This window comes from Microbacterium sp. 4-7 (assembly GCF_014332665.1).
In the GTDB taxonomy this organism is placed as follows: Bacteria; Actinomycetota; Actinomycetes; order Actinomycetales; family Microbacteriaceae; genus Microbacterium.
The window spans coordinates 44,746-66,702 of the sequence record NZ_MCRH01000006.1 but is presented as its reverse complement, the minus strand read 5'-3'; the positions used below and the strand labels follow the sequence as shown (position 1 = coordinate 66,702).

The 21,957-nt window shown below is 69.5% G+C and carries 20 protein-coding genes; 6 read left to right on the top strand and 14 right to left on the bottom strand.

Annotation, left to right across the window (positions count from 1 at the left end):
• Positions 1-108 precede the first annotated feature (108 nt).
• The 3 genes from BEP68_RS12720 to BEP68_RS12710 are packed head-to-tail and all read left to right on the top strand — an operon-like array spanning position 109 to position 3,922.
• Positions 109-1,575 (top strand): DUF2252 domain-containing protein, encoded by a 1,467-nt coding sequence (locus BEP68_RS12720; RefSeq protein WP_187250207.1) that lies wholly within the window; start codon positions 109-111, stop codon positions 1,573-1,575.
• Positions 1,572-2,306, top strand: coding sequence for an ion channel (locus BEP68_RS12715; RefSeq protein ID WP_187250206.1), 735 nt, complete (start codon positions 1,572-1,574; stop codon positions 2,304-2,306). The genes BEP68_RS12720 and BEP68_RS12715 overlap by 4 nt, the downstream gene beginning before the upstream one ends.
• Positions 2,303-3,922 (top strand): MFS transporter, encoded by a 1,620-nt coding sequence (locus BEP68_RS12710; RefSeq protein WP_187250205.1) that lies wholly within the window; start codon positions 2,303-2,305, stop codon positions 3,920-3,922. Before BEP68_RS12715 ends, BEP68_RS12710 begins: the two co-directional genes overlap by 4 nt.
• 37 nt (positions 3,923-3,959) lie before the next feature.
• On the opposite strand, the gene BEP68_RS12705 is transcribed toward BEP68_RS12710, so the two are convergent.
• The 10 genes from BEP68_RS12705 to BEP68_RS12660 all read right to left on the bottom strand — a co-directional run bounded on the left by BEP68_RS12705 (position 3,960) and on the right by BEP68_RS12660 (position 15,320).
• A complete protein-coding gene (locus BEP68_RS12705) occupies positions 3,960-5,540 on the bottom strand; it encodes a GMC oxidoreductase (RefSeq protein ID WP_187250204.1) in 1,581 nt (526 codons plus the stop codon).
• A 25-nt stretch (positions 5,541-5,565) separates the two neighbouring features.
• Positions 5,566-7,056, bottom strand: coding sequence for an MFS transporter (locus tag BEP68_RS12700; RefSeq protein WP_187250203.1), 1,491 nt, complete (start codon positions 7,054-7,056; stop codon positions 5,566-5,568).
• 129 nt (positions 7,057-7,185) lie between these two features.
• Complete coding sequence (locus BEP68_RS12695; protein WP_187250202.1) at positions 7,186-8,163, bottom strand: fumarylacetoacetate hydrolase family protein; 978 nt, start codon at positions 8,161-8,163, stop codon at positions 7,186-7,188.
• Positions 8,160-9,164 carry an amidohydrolase family protein gene (locus BEP68_RS12690; protein WP_187250201.1) on the bottom strand — a complete coding sequence of 335 codons (1,005 nt, stop codon included), beginning with the start codon at positions 9,162-9,164 and terminating at the stop codon, positions 8,160-8,162. Before BEP68_RS12690 ends, BEP68_RS12695 begins: the two co-directional genes overlap by 4 nt.
• Positions 9,161-10,297: an FAD-dependent monooxygenase gene (locus tag BEP68_RS12685; protein ID WP_187250200.1), complete on the bottom strand. Its 1,137-nt coding sequence runs from the start codon at positions 10,295-10,297 to the stop codon at positions 9,161-9,163. The genes BEP68_RS12690 and BEP68_RS12685 overlap by 4 nt, the downstream gene beginning before the upstream one ends.
• Positions 10,298-10,342: 45 nt before the next feature.
• Positions 10,343-11,341, bottom strand: coding sequence for a cyclase family protein (locus BEP68_RS12680; RefSeq protein WP_222839405.1), 999 nt, complete (start codon positions 11,339-11,341; stop codon positions 10,343-10,345).
• On the bottom strand, positions 11,341-12,318 hold the full coding sequence (locus BEP68_RS12675) for a fumarylacetoacetate hydrolase family protein (protein WP_187250198.1): 978 nt from the start codon (positions 12,316-12,318) through the stop codon (positions 11,341-11,343). Before BEP68_RS12675 ends, BEP68_RS12680 begins: the two co-directional genes overlap by 1 nt.
• A gap of 79 nt (positions 12,319-12,397) precedes the next feature.
• Positions 12,398-13,414: a VOC family protein gene (locus BEP68_RS12670; RefSeq protein WP_187250197.1), complete on the bottom strand. Its 1,017-nt coding sequence runs from the start codon at positions 13,412-13,414 to the stop codon at positions 12,398-12,400.
• A gap of 95 nt (positions 13,415-13,509) precedes the next feature.
• Positions 13,510-14,283, bottom strand: coding sequence for a hypothetical protein (locus BEP68_RS12665; RefSeq protein WP_187250196.1), 774 nt, complete (start codon positions 14,281-14,283; stop codon positions 13,510-13,512).
• Positions 14,280-15,320, bottom strand: coding sequence for a Gfo/Idh/MocA family protein (locus BEP68_RS12660; RefSeq protein ID WP_187250195.1), 1,041 nt, complete (start codon positions 15,318-15,320; stop codon positions 14,280-14,282). Before BEP68_RS12660 ends, BEP68_RS12665 begins: the two co-directional genes overlap by 4 nt.
• 130 nt (positions 15,321-15,450) lie before the next feature.
• On the opposite strand from BEP68_RS12660, the gene BEP68_RS12655 reads away from it, so the two are divergent.
• From BEP68_RS12655 to BEP68_RS12645, 3 genes are all read left to right on the top strand, one after another.
• Positions 15,451-16,722 carry an ROK family protein gene (locus BEP68_RS12655; RefSeq protein WP_187250194.1) on the top strand — a complete coding sequence of 424 codons (1,272 nt, stop codon included), beginning with the start codon at positions 15,451-15,453 and terminating at the stop codon, positions 16,720-16,722.
• Positions 16,723-16,861: 139 nt separating this feature from the next.
• A complete protein-coding gene (locus tag BEP68_RS12650) occupies positions 16,862-17,272 on the top strand; it encodes a hypothetical protein (protein WP_315985309.1) in 411 nt (136 codons plus the stop codon).
• Positions 17,273-17,286: 14 nt separating this feature from the next.
• On the top strand, positions 17,287-18,291 hold the full coding sequence (locus tag BEP68_RS12645) for a restriction endonuclease subunit R (RefSeq protein ID WP_187250193.1): 1,005 nt from the start codon (positions 17,287-17,289) through the stop codon (positions 18,289-18,291).
• A 96-nt stretch (positions 18,292-18,387) separates the two neighbouring features.
• On the opposite strand, the gene BEP68_RS12640 is transcribed toward BEP68_RS12645, so the two are convergent.
• The 4 genes from BEP68_RS12640 to BEP68_RS12625 are packed head-to-tail and all read right to left on the bottom strand — an operon-like array spanning position 18,388 to position 21,949.
• A complete protein-coding gene (locus BEP68_RS12640; RefSeq protein WP_187250192.1) occupies positions 18,388-19,257 on the bottom strand; it encodes a ThuA domain-containing protein in 870 nt (289 codons plus the stop codon).
• Positions 19,257-20,273: a sugar phosphate isomerase/epimerase family protein gene (locus BEP68_RS12635; protein WP_187250191.1), complete on the bottom strand. Its 1,017-nt coding sequence runs from the start codon at positions 20,271-20,273 to the stop codon at positions 19,257-19,259. Before BEP68_RS12635 ends, BEP68_RS12640 begins: the two co-directional genes overlap by 1 nt.
• A gap of 54 nt (positions 20,274-20,327) precedes the next feature.
• Positions 20,328-21,536 (bottom strand): Gfo/Idh/MocA family protein, encoded by a 1,209-nt coding sequence (locus BEP68_RS12630; RefSeq protein WP_261987844.1) that lies wholly within the window; start codon positions 21,534-21,536, stop codon positions 20,328-20,330.
• Positions 21,533-21,949, bottom strand: coding sequence for a DUF6379 domain-containing protein (locus tag BEP68_RS12625; RefSeq protein ID WP_187250190.1), 417 nt, complete (start codon positions 21,947-21,949; stop codon positions 21,533-21,535). The genes BEP68_RS12630 and BEP68_RS12625 overlap by 4 nt, the downstream gene beginning before the upstream one ends.
• Positions 21,950-21,957 lie beyond the last annotated feature (8 nt).

Sequence of the window (21,957 nt, the reverse complement as noted above, 5' to 3'; positions counted from 1 at the left end):
AGCCGATCGCACATTCTCTGGCCGACCGGTGCGCGCACTGCGATACTGAGCGCAGAATCTCGATGACCGTCTTCTCACGTGCCGGTTCCACCCGAGATGAGGAGCGAGATGGCGAAGACCCGTTCGTCCGACGCACCGGGAGCACCTGCAGCACCGCACCCGGTCGCACCTGATTTCGTCCTGCGGCGCAGCCGAGGAAGGGATGCCCGGATCCGCGCCCCCAGATCGGGCCAGGGGCCGTGGATCACACCGACGGATCGCGCCGATCCGATCGGGCTGCTGGAGGGCCAGGCGGCCTCACGGGTCGAAGAGCTCGTGCCTGTGCGGCACTCGCGGATGGCGGCTTCTCCGTTCGCCTTCTTCCGCGGCAGCGCGCTGCTCATGGCCGCGGATCTCTCGACGACACCCCACAGCGGTGTGATCGCACAGACCTGCGGTGACGCGCACCTGTCGAACTTCGGGCTGTTCGGCACGCCGGAGCGGCAGCTCATCTTCGACATGAACGATTTCGACGAGACGCTGCCCGGGCCGTTCGAGTGGGACATCAAACGACTGGCGACGAGCTTCGCCGTGGCCGGACGCCAACGGCGCTTCACTGCCGCGCAGATCCACGACTGCGTCGAAGCCGCGGTGCGCGGATATCGGATCGCCATGAGCCGCGCTGCCGACGCGTCGGTCCTCGACGCCTGGTACGACCGATTCGACGCGGACCGCGCGCAGCGGCGCATCCGTTCCGCGAGGCGGAAGGGGCGGTCCGACGACGAGACGGTCGATCGGCTCGACGCCGCACTCGCCAGAGCGCGGAAGCGCGATCACGCGAAGTCGTTCTCGAAGCTCGTGGACCGCGAGGACGGCCAGCTGCGGATCCGAGGGAATCCGCCCCTGATCGTGCCCGTGGACGAGCTCGCCGCAGGCTACGACGGATTCGACGACGTGAGCGCGATGCGGGAACTGCTCGAGGAGTACCGACGGACTCTGCCCGGCGGTCGCCATCCCCTCTCCGAGTACCGCTACCGGCATATGGCGCGCAAGGTGGTCGGGGTGGGCAGCGTGGGCACCCGCGCGTGGGTGATCCTCCTCAGCGGACGCGACGACGACGATCCGCTGCTCCTGCAGGCGAAAGAGGCGCAGCCGTCGGTGCTGGAGCAGTTCCTCGGTCCCAGCGAATTCGATCACGCCGGCGAACGAGTCGTTCGCGGGCAGCGACTGATGCAGGCGGCCTCGGACATCTTCCTCGGATGGCAGCGCGTCACCAGCCTCGACGGCGTCACCAGGGACTTCTACATCCGCCAGCTCCAGGACTGGAAGGGCGGGATCGATCCCGAGGCGATGACTCCCGGAGGCGCCGCGCTCTACGCACGGGTGTGCGGTGAGACCCTCGCCCGGGCCCACGCCCGCAGTGGCGACCGCCTCGAGATCGCCGGATATCTCGGGCGCGGCCGAGGATTCGAGGGCGCCATCATCGCGTTCGCCGACACCTACGCCGACCAGAACGAACGGGACTTCGCCTCGTTCCGCGCCGCGTTGGATTCCGGGCGACTCGCCGCCGCCGATCTCGAACGACCCGCGCCATGAGCGCTCCGCTTCAGACGAGGCGCCCGGTCGCTGCGCATGCCGCGGGACGCAGAGCCCTGCGCGGCAGGCACGGCGTCCCCGGCTACGTGGCCGCCCTTGTGCTGCTGACCCTCTCCTACTGGCTCTGCGCCGTCCAGCGCACCACGAACCCGAGTCCGTCCGCCTTCCTGCTCATCCTCGCCACGGTCGCCGTCGTCTTCCACATCACCGCCGTGCGAGCCGTCATCCAGCACGTCGCGTGGATCGTGCTGGCCACCGCCGGCATCGCGACGATCGTCGCCACGCTCGTCGGGGCGGAAGGGCGGATCCTGGACGTCATGTTCTCGGCCGCATCCATCGCCGCTCTTCTGGTCGCTCCGGCCGCGATCGTGGCTCACCAGGCGCGGCGGCGTGGATTCAATCTCGAAGCACTGATGGCGACGATCACCGCCTACCTCCTCGTCGGCATGCTGTTCACCTTCGTCTTCAACCTCGTGTCGCTCGTGTCGAGCGCTCCGATGTTCGGCGACGGGAGCGAGGACTCGCTGTCGAATCAGCTCTTCTTCTCCTTCACGACGCTGACGACGACGGGATACGGCAACCTCGCACCGGTGACATCGGGCAGCCAGGCGGTCGCCGTCGCCGAGGCGATCACGGGCCAGCTGTTCCTCATCACCGCGGTCGCGCGCATCATGCGCGGCAGCAGTCTTCGACCGGCCATCCGGCCCGACTCTCGCCAGGAGGCGTCATGAAGAGGTGGAACGTCGTCATCGTGCTCGGCAGCGCGCAGTTCGTGATGGTGCTCGACGGCACCGTCATGAACGTGTCGATCTCGACGGTCGTGGACGACCTCGACACCACCGTGGCCGCGATGCAGGGCGCGATCACGTTCTACACCCTGACGATGGCGGCCTTCATGCTGCTCGGAGCGAAGCTCGGCGATGTGTGGGGTCGGCGGCGAGCCTTCGTGATCGGATCCTGCGTGTACGCGGTCGGCTCGCTGGTCACGGCGGTGAGCCCGAACGTGCAGACCCTGTTCCTCGGCTGGTCGGTCATCGAGGGGCTCGGCGCCGTGCTGGTGATACCCGCCATCGCCGCGCTCGTCGCCGACAACTATCAGGGACGCGAACGGGTCACCGCGTTCGCCGTCATCGGCGCGGTCTCCGGGGCCGCGGTGGCCGCCGGTCCGCTCATCGGGGGCTTCGTCACGACGTACTTCGACTGGCGCTACGTGTTCGCTGCAGAGGTGGTGATCATGATCGGGGTGGTGCTGTGCGCCCGGATCATCACCGATGCCACCGAGCGGGTCCGCATCCGCATCGACCTCCTGAGCGTCGCGCTGTCGTCAGCGGGCCTCGTCGCCGTGGTCTTCGGGATGCTGCAGAGCAAGGTGTGGGGATGGATCGTGCCCCTGCGCATCCCCGTCATCGGGGGCGTGCCGGTCGCGCCGCTCGGCATCTCGCTCGCGGCGTGGCTCATCGTCGTCGGCGTGCTGCTCGTCGCGCTGTTCATCGCCAGGCAGCGGATGCTCGTGCGCGTCGGGCGTCAGCCCCTCGTCACCGTCGAGATGTTCCGGATCAGCTCTCTTCGCAGCGGTCTCTCGGTGCTCGGCGCGCAGTACGCCGTGACGGCGGGACTCTTCTTCATGGTGCCGGTGTACCTGCAGATGACACTCGGGCTGGATGCCCTTCAGACCGGTATCAGGATCTTCCCGCTCTCGGTGGCCCTGGTGCTGTTCTCCATCGTCGGCACCGCCCTCACGAAGCGGATGTCCCCTCGCACCATCGTGCGGATCGGTCAGCTCCTTCTGGTCTTCAGCGCGCTGGTGCTGCTCGGATCGGCGACGAGCGACCTGCGCAGCGGCCTCTTCGCCGTCGGCATGTTCCTCTCGGGTGCGGCTCTCGGGCTGCTCGCCTCGCAGCTGGGCAACGTCAACATGTCGAGCGTGAGCGCGAAGGAGACGAGCGAGGTGGGCGGTCTGCAGGGGGTCTTCCAGAATCTGGGATCATCGCTCGGCACCGCACTCATCGGGTCGATCCTGATCGGGGCCCTGTCGACCTCGTTCGCCTCCGGAGTCGCCGCGAGCGACCTCTCCGCGACGACCCGCGCCTCGGTGGCCGCGTCGACCGAGCACGGCGTCACGATCGTCCCCGCGTCGGCCGTTCCCGCGATCGCCGAGGAGGCGGGGCTCAGCGCCGACGACGCAGAAGCACTGGCCGAGATCTACCGCGAATCCCAGCTGTCCTCGCTGCGTGTCGCGTTCTTCGGACTCATCGTCATCAGCCTCTTGGCGCTGTTCTTCTCGCGCGGCATCCCTCAGGAGATCGAGGTCCGTCGACGACGCGAAGACAGGGTCGTCGACGGATGAGCGGGCGGTCCTCAGACCGCACGGTCATCGCCGGCGCTCAGAGCCGCGACGCCGCCTCCCGCGCACCGCGCACCGCGATCGCGACGCTGGTGAGGGTCGGATTCATGGTGTTGGCGGTGGGGATGAGAGCGTTGCCGCCGACCACGAGGTTGTCGAAGCCCCACACCCTCGAATACGGATCCGCGACGCTGGTGCCGTCGTCGTCGGTGCCCGCTCGCATGGTTCCCATGTAGTGCAGGCTCGACCCGTTCGGCAGCAGCCGCGGCTCGGCGATGAACGTGCCCAGGGCCGCACCGGCGCGACGCAGATGCGCCGTGGCATCCGAGATCTCCGCCTCCTCGACGTCGGTGAGGGCGTACTCGATCGTCATGTTCGGCAGACCGCGGTAATCGAGCTCGTCGTCGTCGAAGCGCACCCCGTCCTCGATCCGCGGATGCTTGCGCACTCCGTACCCCATGTTGACGTATCCCCAGCGGTTGCCTGCGTGCGGGTGCGACGCGTCGAGCGGGAAGGGCGGGTTCTCGGCATACATCACCTGCAGCGAGAAGGGATGGTCGGGCTCCGAGAACGGGATGCGGTTCACGGCGGCGACGGGATCCGCCGGGTTCGTCGCGCGGCGGGCGAGCTCGCGCTCGAGCTCGTCGTCCGTCACGAGGTCGGCCATCCGGTCGCCGTCGAGCGACACGGTCGAGATCACCACGTGGTGCTCGGTGAGATAGCGGCCGAGGGCCGTGGGGCGGATGCCCGATGCCCACAGCAGCTGCGGGGAACGGAAGGCGTCGGCGGCCACCACGACGAGGTCCGCGGGAAAGGACGACGTCTGCCGGGTGCGCAGGTCCTCGACCACGACTCCGGTCGCGCGACTCCCGTCGTGCTCGATCCGCCGCACCAGCGAGAGGTCGCGCAGTGCGAAACGGGCGCTCTCGTCCGTGCCCGGCTCGATGAGCGGACCGAGCACCATGTCGGCGCCCGCCCACACCATCGTGCCGTCGGGCTGGGGGTCGCCGGCGATGGGCAGAGTGCTCACGCCGTATCCGTCGGGGAGCTCGGCGGCGAACTCACCCTCGAGCAGTGCGCGGATGGCACCGCCGATCGGCGAGTCGGCGAAGGCCGCACCCTGGTGATGCAGCAGCTCCTCGGCCGTCGTGATCAGCTCTTCCCACTCCTCGTCGTCGATGAACGGGAGCTTCTCGCTGAATGCCGGACGCGGGATCGCGCAGGTCCAGTGCGATCCCTGGCCCCCGACATTCGTCGCCGCCGCGACAGCCGGGAACGTCGGGGCGTGGGCTGATCCCTCTCCGCCGAAGTCGAGCAAGTGGGTCCCCTGCCGCGCCGTGAACATGCCCTCGACGACGACTCCGGCGGGGATGCCCAGAGACTCGCGGAAGGCGCCCGCCTGCGGACCCTGCGCCATCTCACGCGCGCGAGCCTTCTCCTCGGGATCGGCGATGTTGCGGACGCTGGCGCCCGGCCGCTCGGTGATCTGCGGTCCTGCTTCGAACATCACGACCCGCGCGGTCGGATGACTCTGCAGGATCACGCGCGCGTAGGCGGAGCCGATGGGTCCGCTGCCCACGATCGCGACGGTCGGATGCTCGGAGGCGGTGTTCTCAGACATGGTTGTTCTCCCGGTGCGTGCGGATTCAGGCGGTGACGGATTCGACGGAGGCGATGGGGTCGTGCTCGTCGGCCAGACGTCCTCGGGGCATGAGCAGCGCGACGACGAATCCGATGGCGTAGGCGACGGCGAGCGCGGCGAACACCGGTGCGAAGACATCGTGGTAGATGCCGGCGACCTCGATCTGCAGGGCCGGGTCCGACACCTGCACCAGCTGCGGGGTCAGCGCTGTCGCGTCGAGCCCCGACGGCAGGAACGCGGCGACGCCGAAGCCGACGACGCCGCCGATGACGGCGGTGGTCACAGTCGCGCCGACCTGTCGCACGATGTTGACGGTCGCCGTGAGGGTGCCGGTCGCGCTGCGCGGTGCGGCGCTCTGCACGACCGTGACGATCAGGCTCATGAACGCGCCGGTGCCGATGCCGACCACGAACATGACGGCCATCGGCGCCCACAGCGGCAGGCCGACCGGCAGCAGCGCCATGACGGTCAGGCCGGCGGCGCCCAGAGCGGTGCCGACGATCGGGTAGACCCGGTAGCGGCCGGTGCGGCTCGCGAGGAAGCCGGATGCCAGGTTGCTCAGCAGCATCCCGAACACGGTCGCGATGGGCACGAGCCCTGAGACGGTCGCCGTCGCCTGGTACGCCATCTGCACGTAGGTCGGCAGGTAGGCGGTGATCGAGAAGAGGCCGACGCCGATGATCGCCGAGAGCGCTGTGCCGACCGCGATCGTCCGATTCGCGAAGAAGCGCAGCGGCACGATCGGCTCCTCCGCCCGCAGCTCGGCGAGCAGGAACGCGGCGAAGGCGACGAGGGCCGCGGCGAAGGCGACGACCGTGGCGGTGCGCAGCCCCGGGTCGGCCACCCACGAGACGGCGAGCACGAGGGCCACGAGCGCGGTCGTGAAAGAGACGGCGCCGGCGATGTCGAACCGGCGCAGCGCGCCCGGTGCGATGCGCGGCACCGCGACGAGAGCGAGCGCGAGGGCCGCCACACCGACGGGGATGTTGACCCAGAAGACCCACTGCCAGCCCCAGAAATCGGTGATGAGCCCGCCGAGGACGGGACCCACGAGGATCGCGATGGGGAAGGCGGCCCCGATGACCGCCATGTACTTCGGACGCTCCCGCGGCGAGGTCACCTGGGCGATGATCGTCTGCGACATCAGTTGCAGACCGGCGGAGCTCATGCCCTGCAGCACTCGTGCCCCGATCAGCCAGGGCATCGTCTGCGCGAAGCCGCAGGCGAGTGAGGCGAGGAGGAACACGACGAGCGAGGTGAGGAACACCGCTCGGGGGCCGACCACGTCGCCGAGCTTGCCGAGCACCGGAAGCAGCACGGTGCTCGCGAGCGTGTACCCGACCACCACCCACCCCATGTGCTCGAGGGCGCCCAGCTCACCGGCGATGGTGGCGAGGGACGTGGAGACGATCGTGTGGTCGAGCGCACCGAGGAAGGACACGGTGAGCAGCGAGACGACGAGGAGACGCAGACGCAGCGTCGAGAGTGGAGGCATGACCGATGACCCGATCGATCGGGCAGTCGACGCGACTTCGTGTGCCCCGCTCGCAACGTCACGAGCGGGAACGGGTTCGAGGAACCCCGGCGCCGAGTTCAGCATACGGGATCTTTAGTCGGTTTTCAACTAAAGTGCACGCCGACGCGCACGGGATCGGCTCCTGGCACGCGGCACCGCGGGCGCGGTGACGGGCGCGCCCACTCTCCCGACGAGTTCACCGATCCCCTCCACCACCATGCGCACCACGTCGCCCTCGACGAGCGGAGGTGGCGTGAGCGCGCCGTTGCGCCCCCACAGCTCGCCCAGGCACCCGCCGTTGCCGACCGTGCCGCTGCCCAGGACGTCGCCCGGCACGACCCGCGAGTTCCGCGAGGCATAGGCGACGAACTCGGGAAACGGCCAGCCGGCGTTCGAGACGAGGTCCTCGCCGATCAGCTCGTCGTTCACGAAGACCTCGGCGCGGATCGCGAGGAAACCGTCGTCGTCGAGATACGGCTCGAGCTCATCGGCCGTGACGATCCACGGCCCTAGGCTCATCCCGAAGTCCTTGCCCTTCGACGGACCGAGGCGCACCTTCATCTCGCGGGCCTGCAGGTCGCGGGCCGACCAGTCGTTCATGATCGTGTACCCGAAGATCAGCGAGGCCGCCGCCCCGGCGTCGAGATTCGACTCCCCGACCCCCGGGGCGCCTCCGATCACGACCGCGACCTCCAGTTCGAAGTCGAGTCGTTCGGTCACCGGCGGATGCAGCACATCCGCAGGCCCCAGGATCGTGTGCGGGTTGCCGAAATAGAAGGTCGGCGCGTCGTACCACTCCGGCGCCACGTCGCTCTTGCCCTCGACGCCGGCGCTCACTCCCTCGACGTGCTCCTCGAAGGCCACGAAATCGCGCACCGACGCGGGCGCGACCGGAGCGAGCAGGGTCACCTCGGCGAGCGCCGCTCCCGTCTCGCCCTCGACCTCGCGGTGCAGGTCGCGCACGGCGTCCAGCCCGAGCGCGAGCACATCGGCCACACGCAGCCGGCGCGGGAAGGAGACCACCCGATCGCCCTCGACGAAGCCCTCGCCGACCTCGCCGTCGACGCTCCAGCGGGCGATCCTCATGCCCGCACCCGCCGCCCGAGCAGCTGTGCGGCGTTCTCCTCGAGGATGCGGTCGACGACCGCGGCTTCGAGCCCCGACCCCCGCACGAACTCGACCGGGTCGTCGAGCCCCATGTCGAACGGATAGTCGCTGCCCAGCAGCACGCGCGACTCCCCCGCGACCTCGATGAGACGCCGCAGCGCGTCGGGGTCGTGCACCACGGTGTCGAACCAGATCTTCGAGAGATATGTCGAGGGCGCGTGCGCGCACCGCTGAGCCTCGGGACGCACCGTCCATGCGCGGTCCGAGCGCCCGATCGACAGCGGCAGGTAGCCGCCGCCGTGGGCCGCGACGATCGTCAGCTGCGGATGCCGGTCGAGCACACCCGCGAAGATCAGGTGCGAGAGCGCGACGGCGTTCTCGGCCGGCTGCCCGACGGTGTTCGACAGGTAGAACCGATCGAGTCGTTCGTCGAGGCTGCAGCCGAACGGATGCAGGAAGACGACGGCGCCCAGTTCGGCAGCCCGCGCCCAGAAGGGCTCCAGTTGCTCATCCGAGAGCTCCACGTCGCCGGCGAACGACGAGATCTCGACACCGGCGAGACCCCGGCCGAGCACCGCGTCATCGAGGCACTCGACGATGCGCTCCGGGTGCTGCAGCGGAACGAGTCCGAGACCGATGAGCCGCTCGGGCGCCTGCGCCACGTGCTCGGCGACCAGTCGGTTGGCCTCGTTCGCCGCCCACACGGCCAGTCCCTCGGGAGCCCAGGGGTAGAAGTGGTTGGGTGAGGCGCTGACCCACTGCACGTCGACGCCCTGCGCATCCATGTCGGCGAGACGCACCGGCACGGACGTGAGCTGGGGGATGCGCGCGCCCACCATCGGGCCCGAGACAGCCAGGCTCTCGGCACCGTTCCGAGTCAGCTCGAGTGCGGCGGCCTCGCGCACGAGGTCGGGCACGCGTCGCTCGACCTCGGCCTGCAGCGACGGCAGCAGGACGTGAGCATGGACGTCGGTGGTCATGCCGGTGCCGCCATCTTCTGCGCGATGCCGAAGATGAGTCCGCCAGCGTCAGCGTCGCGATCGTGCTCGAGCTGCCAGCGACCGAGCTGCACCGAGGCCTCGACGACGGCCTGCGCGCGAGGCAGGCGACGCGCGTGGAACTCGTCGAACAGCGAGTCGTCCACGGCATCCCCCGTCGTCAGCAGCTCGGTGAGCACGAAGGCGTCTTCGAGACCCTGCGCAGCGCCCTGGGCGATCGTGGGAGGGCAGGAGTGCGCGGCGTCGCCGATCACGATCACCCGCCCGCGGTTCCACGGCGCGGGCACGACGTGCTGGGTGAACCAGGTGTAGTTGGCGACGGCGCCCGCCTCGAGATCGGCGCGGATCGAGTTCCACGGACCGTCGTAGGCACGCGACGCCTCGAGCATGATCTGCGTGGCCTCCTCGCCGGAGACCCCGAAGCGATCCTGCGCGTCCTCCACGAGGAACGCGTACATCGTGTCCTCACCGGTCGGCGTGTACCCCGCGATGTACATGGGCCCGCCGTAGTAGAGCTCGGACCGTTCGACGTCGGCGGGGCGCGAGACGAACGCGCGCCAGATGCCCATCCCGGTCGGCTCCGGCTTGGTCTCGATCCCGACGAGGTCCCGCACGGCGGAGTGCAGCCCGTCCGCGCCGATCAGCAGGTCGTACTCGCCTGCCGACCCTCCGTTCACGACGACCTCGACGGAGTCGGGACCATGCTGCTCGACTCCGGTGACCTTCGCACCGAAGCGCACGTCGGCTCCGGCCGCGCGCGCGTGCTCGAGCAGGATGCTCGTCAGTTCGGCGCGGGGCATGCCCATAGCGGCCGGGTAGTCGGGGCCTCCGGTCTTGACGTCCGGCAGCGCCGCCACGATCGGGGCGCCGGGACCGGGTGCGCGCAGATTCAGTCCCTCGAACGGGAATCCCGCCGCGCGGATGTCGTCCCACGCGCCGAGCGCATCGAACACGCGCAGGGCGTTGCCCTGCAGTGAGATGCCGGACCCGAGGGTGGACGGCGCGTCCTTCGCCTCGAAGACGTCGACCTCGACGCCGGCTTTGGCGAGCTGGATGGCGGCGGCGAGTCCGGCGACGCCGGTGCCGGCGATCGCGACCTTGCGAACTGCGGTCATGAGCAGAACCTCTCTGTTCTGGGTGATCGTGCGGGTGTGAGTGGGCTAGAGGATGGCGACGGGGTTGACCGGCGAGCCGACGGCCCCCGTGATCGGGAGCGGCGGCGCCGACAGGAGGAAGTCCCACCGGCCGCGCTCGGCACAGGCCTCGGCGAGCTCGTCGAGGTTCCACATCTCGCCGATCGTCAGGCCGAGGTTCGGGATGACGACCTGGTGCAGCGGCTGGAAGGCCGGCACGTCGAACTCGTTCGGACGCACCTCGAACCCCCAGGTGTCGGTCGCGATGGCCGCGATCTCCGTGCGATGCAGCCACCCCGCGGTGGTCAGCGACAGTCCGGGCGCCGGTCCCCCGGCATAGTCACCCCAGCCCTCGCGGCGGGTGCGTGCGTACTGTCCGGTGCGGACCACGACGATGTCGCCGCGCCCCACGACGCTGGAAGCGCCCTGCGCGGCGATCGTCGCCTCGATATCCGCGACCGTGATGGCGTGACCGTCCGGCAGCTCACCGGTCTCGGGGAACAGGTGTCGGCCGACGTCCAGCAGCACCCCGCGCGAGACGATGACGGATGCCGCGTGCTCGATGCCCGTGACGAGGTCGCCCTCGCTGGTCACGACGTCGCCCGCCCGTCGCCCGTTCCAGGCGTTGCCGTGGTCGAAGATGTGGCCGAGGCCGTCCCACTGCGTCGAGCACTGCAGGGGCATCGCGATCACGTCGTCCGCCCCGCCGATGCCGTGCGGGAAACCCTGGTTGCCGCGCTCGGCGTCGACACCGGTGTCGGTCATGGTGTGCACCGGGTTGGTACGCCTGCGCCACCCCTTTTGCGGGCCGTCGGTGTCGAAGCGCTGCGAGAGCGAGACCACCCGGCCGGAGGACACGAGCGACGCGGCCTTCACCCGAACGGCGTCGTCGATGAAGTTGAGGGTGCCGAGCACGTCGTCGCTCCCCCAGCGCCCCCAGTTGCGATACGCCGTCGCCCGGGCCGCGATCTCGGACTCGGGGTCGGCGCGGTCGAGATCGGCCGGAGTCTCGGAGGGCATCCCCATCACGAGGCCCCGTCCGTCTTCTGGGCCACGCAGCGCACGACCTGGGTGCCGAGGTTGGCGATCGTGCCGGTCATGACGTCTCCGTCGCGGAGGAACCGCCGCCAGTGCTGGCCGTTGCCGGCAGGGCTGCCCGTCAGCAGCAGGTCACCGGGGTACAGCGGGTGGGTCTGCGACGCGGCCGAGAGCAGCGCCGGGATGTCGAACAGCAGATCGCTGGTCGATGCGTCCTGCATCGTCTGCCCGTTGAGGTCGAGGCGCACCGCCGCGTCACTCGCCGAGACGAACGGTGCCGGTACGAGGAACGGACCGGTCGGCAGGAATCCGGGTGCGTTCTTGGCCCGATACCAGTCGGTGCCGATCTCCTTCATGTCCTTGCGGAAGACCAGATCGCGGGTCGTCACGTCGTTCACGATCGTGTAGCCGGCGATGTGCTCCCAGGCGTCCTCGCGCGAGACCTGGAAGGCCTCCTTGCCGATCACGAGGGCGAGCTCGAGCTCCCAGTCGTGCACCTCGCTGTACGCGGGCAGCACGAGGGGGACGTCGTCCCCGACGACCGCGGCGGGCAGGCCGATGAAGAAGTAGGGCTCGCCGTTCGCCTTGCGGTCGTCCATCATGGTGGCGGCGAACTCCCGCGCCTCATCGGGCGTGCGATCGGAGTTCTGGGTCAGGCCGGCTGCGACGAGCTCGATGACGTGCTCGCGGTAGTTCGCGCCGGTCTGCAGCACCTGACGCGGCTCGACGGGAGCGGTGAGGGTGACCTCCGCGAGCGGGATCCACGGCCCGTCGCTCCGGGCGATCGCGTGCAGTCTGTCCCAGTCGGGGGCCGCGAGGAACTGGTTGAGCCCGTCGGCTCCGAGCTCCTCGGATGAGAGCGGGCGGATGCGCTCGCCGACCGCGAGGCCGAGACGCACGCGCCCGTCGTCGCGATAGCGCGCCAGTGCGAAGGGTGCGTCGGGTGCTGTTGTCGTCGTCGTCATCGTCGGTCGATCCTCTGTCGTTCAGTATGGCGTCACGGAGGTTCCGGGGCGGACGTCGACGTCCGCCCCGGACGGGCGCTCAGCCCTGGCCGTGCTTGGCGTACGGGTTGAAGAGCGCTTCCTTGATCTCGTCGGGCACGCCCTCCTCGGTGGCGGAGGGGCCGTCCGCCGGCGGGAACGACTCCGTCATCGACATCGGCATCGCGCCGTTGCGGTAGAAGTTGTTCGAGCCGAGCGAGGGCTTCCAGGTGTTCGCCTCCCAGTCCGGGACGTAGTTGCGGTAGCCGCCCGTGTTCAGCTCGATGCGCAGCGTCGACGGCTCGCGGTAGTAGAGGAACGTCTGCTCCCCGATGCCGTGGATGTTGGGGCCGTATTCGATCGGGATGCCGTTCTCCATCAGGGTGTCGGCGGCGATCAGCAGCTCTTCGCGGGTGTCGACCCAGAACGCGTAGTGGTTGACCCGACCGGCGCGCGTGGATCCGTCGAGCACGACGCCGAGGTCGTGCGACTTCTCGTTGGTCGTGAGCACCGAGAACACCGAGATCGGCGCCTCGTCGAGCACGGTGCGCGCCATGAAGCGGAAGCCGAGCACGTCGACGTACCAGGCGACGAAGGCGTCGACATCGCTCGTCGCCACCGTGACGTGGTCGAGCTGACGCGGTGCGCCGGCGATCTTGCTGCGCTTCTCGGGACGGTCGGGGTAGATCGAGGCGGCGTCCGTCGTCGACTGGTGGCGCTCGACGTCCCAGTGGAGGGTCATGTCGTGGCCGAAGGGACCGGTGAAGCGGTAGGCACGGCCGATCTTGAATCCGTCGATCCACTCGCCCTGGATCCCCGCGGCCTCGATGCGCTTCGCGGCTTCTTCGAGCGCCTCGGCGCTGGACGTGCGCCAGGCCATGGTCTCGAGAGACGGCTCGTCTCCGGGGACGACGACCACCGAGTAGGCGTAGTAGTCACCCCAGCAGCGCAGGTAGACGCGACCGTCGTCGCGGGCCACCTCGGTGAGACCGACCTGGGTCTTGTAGAACTCCACCGATGCCTCGACGTCCGGCGACGTGATCGCCACGTAGGACAGGTGGGAAAGCAGCTTGATCATCTTCGATCCTTTCGTGGGGGCTCTGGGACCTGCCCCGCGATCTACTTTTGTCGGATATCGGCTATTCAGGAATCCCGATGTGGCTATGCGCGGAATCAGCCTCGTTTATCCGTTCCCCACATCCCCTCAGCGAGCTGCACGTCGTGCCGGAACTCCCGGACATCCGCCGGAAGCGTGCCCTGCAGCGCTGCGTGGATCGCTCGACGGAGTGCGAGCCGCTCACCCGACTCATGCCGCCGAGGCAGGCGCAGCACGCCGTCGGCGCTGCTCGACTCCACGCTTCTCACATCGGTCGCCGCGTCGAGATCGACCTCGATGCGCGTCTCTCCGACGGCGAGTGCCCGGAGCCGCGGTCGCCCTCGGCCGACCAGCGCCGAGACCGTCAGCGCGGCCGCCGTTCCCGACGTCGGTTCCTCGAGCAGGGCGATCAGCCCGTGCGGCAGCGCCGCTGCCGTCCGCAGCACGAGATCGCCTCCGCCGAGCACCCGCAGCCAGCCGACCGCATCCCTCGTCAGTTCGCCCATCGCTGGCGCCGCTCCGGCTGCATCGACGGTCAGCTGACGCGCCGGGACGGCGACCGCCGCGTCGGCGACGACGTCGGCCCGCAGCCACGGACGGTCCAGCACCACCGGTGCGCCCTCGGCGACAGCCTCGAGATCGCCGATCTCCGCCGGATCCGTCGAGACCGGATTCCCGACGAGCACCGCGGCCGCGCCCCGGCGCACGGCCTCGACCGCCCGCCCCGGCCACCCCGAGGCGCCGTCGACCACGACGACCGCGCCGGAGGCCGTGGAGGTCGCACGCACTCGCAGCGGCAGCTCGGCGAGTGCCGCCGCATATCCGGCCGTCGCTCCGGTGACCCCGATCATCGCGTCATCCCCTCGCGCACGGCGGTGGCTGCGGCATCCGCCAGGTCGATCGCGTAGTGCGCATCGGCGAGCATCTCGTCGTACTCGACCGCGTCGGCGCCCGCGGCGAGCGACGCCATCGCCCGCCACTCGGCCAGATAGCCGTCATCGGGCAGCGGCGGGTACTCCGACACCCGGCCGTCGACATGGCGCACTCGTGCTCGCGCGCTGCCGTCGTGCACGAAAGCCGGAGGGAACTCGATGTCGATCAGATCGCGTCCGGTCGCGACCGAGAAGCGCCAGAGCGCCTCCGCCCCCTCGCGCAGCATCACCGCGGTGAGGCGGACGAGCACGTCGCCGGCGATGACTCCCACGCAGTACCCGATGGGGGCGACGGGACGCGCGAACACCACCCGATCGACACGCGGCGCGAGGTCTCGCAGCAGGGGGAGATCGTGGATGCCGAGGCCGAGGATCAGCTGCCGGACCACGGCCGAGGAGAACCCCGGATCCTTCCAGTCCGGCGCGGGTCGGGCAGGTGCGGCACCCGGCAGTGACTCCGTGACGACGTCGTGGTATCGGCCGTTCGGCGGCAGCGCGACGGTGATCGAGACCGCGCGCACCGGAGCCTGCTCGGCGGCGATGTGATGCCGAGCCCTGCCCCATGCCGGATCGAAGAGGTGATTCGTCCCGACGACGAGCGCCGTGCCGGCTCGACGGCATGCGTCCATCACGGCATCCGCGTCGTCTCTGGTGAGCGCGATGGGTTTCTCGCACAGGATCGCGCGCACGCCGGCGGCCACCGCATCGAGTATCTGAGCCGCATGCTGCTCAGGGGGCGAGCAGATCGCGACCACCTCGACCTCGGGATCGGCGAGAAGCGCCGCCGTGCCCGCTGAGTACCGCGCTCCTGTGCGCTCGGCGAGGGCCTCGGCTCGTCCGCTGCCGCCGTCGGCGATGTGCACGACGCGGAACAGCTCCGGGAGGCGATCGAGGGTGGGCAGATGCAGGGCCGACACCCCCGGGCCCGCTCCGATGACTCCGACGCCTCTCGTCATGGGATCGTTCCTCTCGGGAAGCATCAGGCCTCCATCGGCTTATGTTGAAACTGTACCTAAGTCTGTCCGCGCACGACAATAGATGACGCGATGAACGCGGAATCCGGCAGACCCTGTGTGAAAATCGGGTATGGCTAGTGAGTCCACCCTCCGATTCGGCGCGCAGACCGATGAGATGACGAGTCTCCTGCGCATCGTCAACCTCGTTCGCACGGGCGAGGCGGTGACCAGACCCGAGATCGGTCGCCTGACCGGACTGGGGCGAGGCGTCGTCGCCCAGCGGGTCGACCACGCGATCGAAGTCGGGTTCCTGCAGGACGGGGAGTTCGCGCCGTCGTCCGGCGGCAGAGCGCCACGCACGCTGCGCTTCCGGGCCGAACGCGGGCGAGTGATCGTCTGCGCGCTCGGAGCCCTGCACATCCACGTGGGTCTCGCCGACCTCGACGGCGCGATCCTCGCCGACTCGCATCGCGCCTGGGACATCGCCCGGGGACCCGAGGAGACCCTCGACGAGGCGATGTCGATGATCGACCGCCTGGTCGCGGAGGACGCCGCGCCCGGCACGCCCGTCTGGGCCATCACCGTCGGCGTTCCGGGCCCCGTGGACTTCACCTCCGGCCGCCCGGTCGCGCCGCCCATCATGCCCGGCTGGAACGGCTTCGACATCCGCACCCGGTTCGAGGAGCGCTTCGACGCCCCGACATGGGTCGACAACGACGTGAACATCCTCGCCTTCAGTGAGCGCGAGCGTCGCGAGAACGACAGCATCGACCTCATCTACTGCAAGATCGGCTCGGGAATCGGCGCCGGGCTCCTCTCTCGTGGGCGCGTGCATCGCGGCGCGAACGGCGCGGCCGGTGACATCGGTCACGTGCGCGTCCTCGACTCCGAAGAGCTGTGCCGGTGTGGCAAGGTCGGCTGCCTCGAGGCCGTGGCCGGGGGCTGGGCGCTCGTGCGCGACGCTCAGCGGGCGCTCGACGAGGGCGGCGGTGGAGCTCTGGCGAAGCGGGTCGCCGACGGAGAGGCAATCACGCCGGAGTCGATCTCCCGCGCCGCCGAGGGCGGCGACGCCCTCGCGATCTCCCTGATCCGCAAGTCCGCGCGGGTGGCGGGCGAATCGATCGCGACCCTGGTCAACGTGTTCAACCCGAGCATCATCGTGATCGGCGGCGCCGTGGCCGCCGCGGGCGAGCTCTTCCTGGCGGAGGTGCGGCAGCGGGTCTACGAGCTCTCCCTGCCTCTCGCGACGCGCGACCTGTCGATCGTGAACTCGCTCAACGACCAGCGCGAGCCCCTGCGCGGTGGCGCCGCGCTCGCTCGGGAAGAGCTGTTCGACGAGACCTTCCCCCGGTGGTTCGCCGACGGGGCGCCGACGGTCGCGCGCATCCACTCGGTGGACTGAGTCCCTCACTCTCGCACTTCTTCCTATTTCAGACATAAGCAGGTATGTTCTGAACTGAAGTCGAACGAGAGGCGTCGAAGATGATGCATGCCATGCCGGGCGAGTGCTCGGACGCCGCCGCAGACCACAGAGGCGCACCGTGCTCGACGCGCTGACGGCGAGTTCACTCGTCGAGGATGCGACCGGCGCTGTCCTCAGGCTCGCACTGCCGTGGATCCGGGCGCTGCCCCTCGCCGCCGTGCGAGACGTCGAGGTGCACATCGACGGCGTGCCGGTTCCGCACCTCCGTGTCGTTCTCGGTCAGCGCGACATCGCACCCGCCGACCTCGCGCACGAGGACGGCTGGTGGTTCGTGCAGGACCGGCTCGCGCTGCGGCTCGGACGGCGTCTCTCCGCGGGCACGCACTCGGTGCGGGTCTCCTTCCGTCTGGCCGTCCCCTACCTGCAGACGGGCCCGGACGGTCCTCTGATCCTTCCCTTCCACTTCGCCCGCGACCTCGACACCGTGACCCCGGGCGCCAGCGCCGATGCGGCACGCGACGTCGCCTGACCCGGAGACCGCACATGACGACCGCACTCCCCTCCGACTGGACGCTCTCTGCGAGCGCCTTCAACTGGTCCTCCGAGATCGTGCGTGCAGAGCGCACCGCTCCGGACATCGCGATCGGAATCGTGGCGGAGGGCATCGCCTCGGTCATCGAGGTCGAGCTGGGCCAGCTGTGGCGCTCCTATCCGGTGCCGACCGACGCCGAGGCCGAAGCGCTGCGCGAGTCGCTCGCCGCAGTGGGCGGTCGGGTGAGCATCGTCGGCGCGAGCATCGACGACTGGGACCTGCCTGCCCGACGGCGCAGCGACGCCGAGAGACTCGCGTTCCTGCTGCCTCAGCTGCGGGCCGCGCATCGACTGGGCGCCTCGGGACTCCGTCTGCCGATCGGACAGGCGGGTCCCGCGCTGCTGGCCGACCTGCTGCCGCACCTCCATGAGCTCGACCTCGTGCTGTTCGAAGAAGCGCAGGGCCGCCAGACCCCGTCGGCCCACACTGCGGACTACGACACCGTCGCGGCGATCGACGACTCTCGCGTTCGGCTGCTGATCGACATCAGCATGCTCATGCCGGCGCTGCCCACGACCTACCTCGAGCGCCTGAGCTCGGGCGGGATCCCGCTCGAGCTGATCTCCCGGCTCACCCACGACTGGCGCGAGGCCGAGACGCATGACGCCGTGATGGATCTGCTGCGGTCGGGCGGCGTGCCCGGTCCGGTGCACACGCTCTACATGGACATGCTCGTGCGCTTCGGGCGTTCGGATGCCGCGGAGCTGCGCGGCATCCTTCCCCTCGTCGGCGCCTTCCATCTGAAGTTCTGGGATCTGGACGACGCGGATCACCGCATCTCCGCGCCGATCCAGGCTCTGGGCGCCGAGCTGGCGGGGCGCGACTTCCGCGGCACCTTCACGAGCGAGTGGGGCGGGCTCGAATGGCTCGACGACGACGCGGCCGGGATGACCCGCGCACACCTGGCACTGGCCCGCACGGCGCTCGGGATCGGCGTCTCGTCGGCACGCGTCTGACCGGCGCACGAACACGGGCGCACGAACACGGCGCACGAACACGGCCTCGAGCCTCCTGATCGGAGGCTCGAGGCCGTCGCCTGTTCGAGGTCGCGGTCAGCCCTCGCGGTTGTAGTACGGCCAAGGCAGGAATCGACGGTCGCCGCGCCGATCCGGCCCCTCGAGGCTCACCTCGCCCGTGGCCGCCCACTCGACGCCGCGCGGGAACATCCTGATGAACTCGATGCGCCGGAACGTGTCGATGTCGTGACCGATGGTGATCGTGAAGCTGCGGCCCGAGCCGTAGTCGTTGATCCAGGCGATCGGCTGATCGGTGTTCATCCCGGGCAGCGCTGCGATGCCCTCCGCGGGAATCGCGACGGGATAGTGCGACATCGGCCAGACGGGCGCCTTCTCGTACGACTCGAGATCGTCGAAGGTCGTCAGCAGAACCTGCGCACCCTCATACAGCTCGACCCCGACGAGGATGTCGTCGCCCGTCACGGTCCACGTCTCAGTGATGCCGTCGGTGATCGCGTGACGTGGCTCCGTCGTGCGCAGCAGCGCCTCACCCCACGGACGGGGACGGATGCCGGTCGGCACGCTGAGCTTCGCACCGCGCATGACGTTGTACTCCTCCGGGTAGCCCCAGTCATCCTCCTGCACCGCCGAGCCGTGGAACCACACGATGCCCTTGCCCCGGTCGTGCACGAATCGCAGCAGCGCGGCATCCGTCTCCGGCCCGAAGCCGACGGCCCTGTCGTGGTAGCCGTCCCGCCCCTCGAAGACGACGATGATCACGTCGTATTTGTCGATGATCTCGGCGCCGAGGCCGCGCGGATCTTCGATCACGCGCACGCGGAAGCGCCCGGTGTCTTCGAGCAGCGTCGTCAGCCACTGATTGTGGGTGCGGAAGCTGCGGTGCTCGTTGTCGTGCTCGATCGTCATGTGCCCCGAGAGGATGAGCACGTTCAGAACGTCGGCCATCAGGCGGTCTCGTCGACCTTCGAGGAGAACGCCGAGTCGAAGGCGGCATCCGGAGGCGTGATCGCGGCGAGCCCGCGAACGAACGCGAGCGCCTCCGGTGCGCCGTGCAGGCGGTCCATGCCGGCGTCCTCCCACTCCACGCTCGTCGGGCCGGTGTAGCCGATCGCGTTGAGCGCACGGAACAGCGGCTCCCACTTCACGGCCCCGTGGCCGGTCGACACGAACGTCCAGCCGCGGCGCGGGTTGGCCCACGCGAGGTGCGAGCCCAGCACGCCGTTACGGCCGTCGAGGTTGGTGATCGACTCCTTCACGTGGACGTGGAAGATGTGCTCGGCGAAGTCGAGCACGAACGCGACGGAGTCCAGCTGCTGCCAGACGAAGTGCGAAGGATCGAAGTTGAACCCGAAGCTCTTGCGATGCCCGATCGCGTCGAGGGTCGCCTTCGCGGTCCAGTAGTCGTAGGCGATCTCCGAGGGGTGCACCTCGAGAGCGAAGCGCACCCCGACCTCCTCGAACACATCGAGGATCGGATTCCAGCGGTCGGCGAAGTCGCGGTATCCGGCGGCGATGAACTCGTCGGATGCCGGGGGGAACATCGCCACGGCCTTCCAGATGCTCGATCCCGTGAAGCCGTTCACCGTGGCGACGCCGAGCTTCGCCGCGAACCGGGCGGTGTCCTTCAGATCCTCCGCGGCCCGCTGACGCACGCCCTCGGGGTCTCCGTCACCCCAGACCCGGTCCGACAGGATGTCGCGGTGGCGCACGTCGATCGGATCGTCGCACACCGCCTGCCCGGTGAGATGGTTCGAGATCGCCCATACCCCGAGGCCGTTGCGCTCGAGGATGTCGCGACGACTCTGCACATAGGCGTCGTCGTCCCAGCGGGAGACATCGATGTGATCACCCCAGCAGGCGATCTCGAGTCCGTCGTACCCCCACTCCCCCGCCAGGCGCGCGACCTCCTCGAACGGGAGGTCGGCCCACTGACCGGTGAACAGCGTGATCGGACGTGCCATGAACGACTCCTTCGTAGAACGGATGGCGATGTGTGACTGCGGTGGGTGGAGGACTCAGCGGATGCCGACCGGCGCCTCGGTGCGCACGCGCACCCAGGCCGCATCGTCTGCCGCGCTGCGCTCGACCGCATCGAGCACCCGCTGGACTCCGAGGCCCTCCTCGAAGCTCGGATGCGGCGCGGTGCCGTCGTGGATCCCGCGCACCAGATCGACCACCTGATGCGTGAAGCCGTGCTCGTAGCCGAGCATGTGGCCCGCGGGCCACCACGCGGCGACGTAGGGGTGCGCCGCCTCGGTGACGATGATCTTCGTGAAGCCCTGTCGGTCGTCGGGAAGGGTGCGGTCGTAGAACTGCAGACTGTTGAGGTCCTCCAGGTCGAACGCCAGTGCGCCCCGGTCTCCCGACACCTCGATCGTCAGCGCGTTCTTGCGGCCGGTCGCGAAGCGCGTGGCCTCGAAAGAGGCCAGCGCCCCTCCCGAGAGCCGGCCGGTGAACAGCGCGAGATCGTCGACGGTGACGTCGCCGTAGCCCGCCCCGGCAGTGCCGGACAGCCCGGATCCCCCCGCGCTCAGCGGACGTCGAGACACGATCGTCTCGGTGACGCCGGTCACGGCCTCCACCGTCTGCCCCGTGACGAACTGCGTGAGGTCGATGATGTGGGCGCCGATGTCTCCCAGCGCCCCGGAACCCGCGTGCTCCTTCTGCAGACGCCAGGCGAGCGGCATCTCGGGGTCGACGAGCCAGTCCTGCCGGTAGGCGGCCCGCACCTGCTGCACGCGCCCGATCACCCCCTCCGCGATCAGATCGCGCAGGAAGGTGGCAGCGGGGACGCGCCGATAGGTGAAGCCGACCATCGAGACCACGCCGTGCTCGGCCGCGCGTGCGGCGGCATCCGTCATCGCCTCAGCCTCCTCGACCGTGTTGGCGAGGGGCTTCTCGCAGAGCACGTGCTTGCCCGCATCGAGCGCGGCGATCGCGATCTCGGCGTGCGAGTCACCGGGCGTGACGATGTCGACGATGTCGATGTCGGGCCGGGCGATGACCTCGCGCCAGTCCGTCGACGTCTCGGCCCACCCCCACTGCTCGGCGGCTCGCTGCACGGAGTCGGCCGTGCGACCGACGAGAACCGCCATCTCCACGTCATCAGGCAGGTCGAACATCCGCGGCGCCTGACGCCAACCCACCGAGTGGGCCGCGCCCATGAAGCCGTGGCCGATCATCGCGACACGCAGCGCGCGGCCGGTCGCCGGCTCTCGGGTCATGCGAGCACGACCTCGCGCTGCACCGGGACGCGGTTGGTGACGTAGCGCCCGGGGCCGCCGTCGACGCCCGGCACGATCTGCATGTAGAGCAGACGCATGGTCAGCACGACCTCGACGGTGAGGGCGTCGCCCGCCTGCGGCACCGGGTCGAGGTCGATGAGGACCTCAGGGCGCTCGGCGACGAACCACAGCGTCTCGTGCTGCTCGGGCAGCTCATCGACGCGGTAGGTGCGCCCCTCGAGCTCGAACCGCAGCGACTCGGTCGGGATATCGACGCCGTTCACACGGGCGGCGACGCCGTCGACGGCCGACAGCCAGAGGCTGCGGTACCAGGGCAGCTGCACCGCGACGGCGATGCCGGTGTCGGTGCGGCGGACGTCCTTCTCGGAGAACAGGGAGTTGTGAGTGGCCATGAGTGTCT

Coding starts and splice junctions, on each gene's coding strand:
- BEP68_RS12720 (WP_187250207.1), top strand. CDS start 109: ATGGCGAAGACCCGTTCGTCCGACGCACCGGGAGCACCTGCAGCACCG.
- BEP68_RS12715 (WP_187250206.1), top strand. CDS start 1,572: ATGAGCGCTCCGCTTCAGACGAGGCGCCCGGTCGCTGCGCATGCCGCG.
- BEP68_RS12710 (WP_187250205.1), top strand. CDS start 2,303: ATGAAGAGGTGGAACGTCGTCATCGTGCTCGGCAGCGCGCAGTTCGTG.
- BEP68_RS12705 (WP_187250204.1), bottom strand. CDS start 5,540: ATGTCTGAGAACACCGCCTCCGAGCATCCGACCGTCGCGATCGTGGGC.
- BEP68_RS12700 (WP_187250203.1), bottom strand. CDS start 7,056: ATGCCTCCACTCTCGACGCTGCGTCTGCGTCTCCTCGTCGTCTCGCTG.
- BEP68_RS12695 (WP_187250202.1), bottom strand. CDS start 8,163: ATGAGGATCGCCCGCTGGAGCGTCGACGGCGAGGTCGGCGAGGGCTTC.
- BEP68_RS12690 (WP_187250201.1), bottom strand. CDS start 9,164: ATGACCACCGACGTCCATGCTCACGTCCTGCTGCCGTCGCTGCAGGCC.
- BEP68_RS12685 (WP_187250200.1), bottom strand. CDS start 10,297: ATGACCGCAGTTCGCAAGGTCGCGATCGCCGGCACCGGCGTCGCCGGA.
- BEP68_RS12680 (WP_222839405.1), bottom strand. CDS start 11,341: ATGGGGATGCCCTCCGAGACTCCGGCCGATCTCGACCGCGCCGACCCC.
- BEP68_RS12675 (WP_187250198.1), bottom strand. CDS start 12,318: ATGACGACGACGACAACAGCACCCGACGCACCCTTCGCACTGGCGCGC.
- BEP68_RS12670 (WP_187250197.1), bottom strand. CDS start 13,414: ATGATCAAGCTGCTTTCCCACCTGTCCTACGTGGCGATCACGTCGCCG.
- BEP68_RS12665 (WP_187250196.1), bottom strand. CDS start 14,283: ATGATCGGGGTCACCGGAGCGACGGCCGGATATGCGGCGGCACTCGCC.
- BEP68_RS12660 (WP_187250195.1), bottom strand. CDS start 15,320: ATGACGAGAGGCGTCGGAGTCATCGGAGCGGGCCCGGGGGTGTCGGCC.
- BEP68_RS12655 (WP_187250194.1), top strand. CDS start 15,451: ATGGCTAGTGAGTCCACCCTCCGATTCGGCGCGCAGACCGATGAGATG.
- BEP68_RS12645 (WP_187250193.1), top strand. CDS start 17,287: ATGACGACCGCACTCCCCTCCGACTGGACGCTCTCTGCGAGCGCCTTC.
- BEP68_RS12640 (WP_187250192.1), bottom strand. CDS start 19,257: ATGGCCGACGTTCTGAACGTGCTCATCCTCTCGGGGCACATGACGATC.
- BEP68_RS12635 (WP_187250191.1), bottom strand. CDS start 20,273: ATGGCACGTCCGATCACGCTGTTCACCGGTCAGTGGGCCGACCTCCCG.
- BEP68_RS12630 (WP_261987844.1), bottom strand. CDS start 21,536: ATGACCCGAGAGCCGGCGACCGGCCGCGCGCTGCGTGTCGCGATGATC.
- BEP68_RS12625 (WP_187250190.1), bottom strand. CDS start 21,949: ATGGCCACTCACAACTCCCTGTTCTCCGAGAAGGACGTCCGCCGCACC.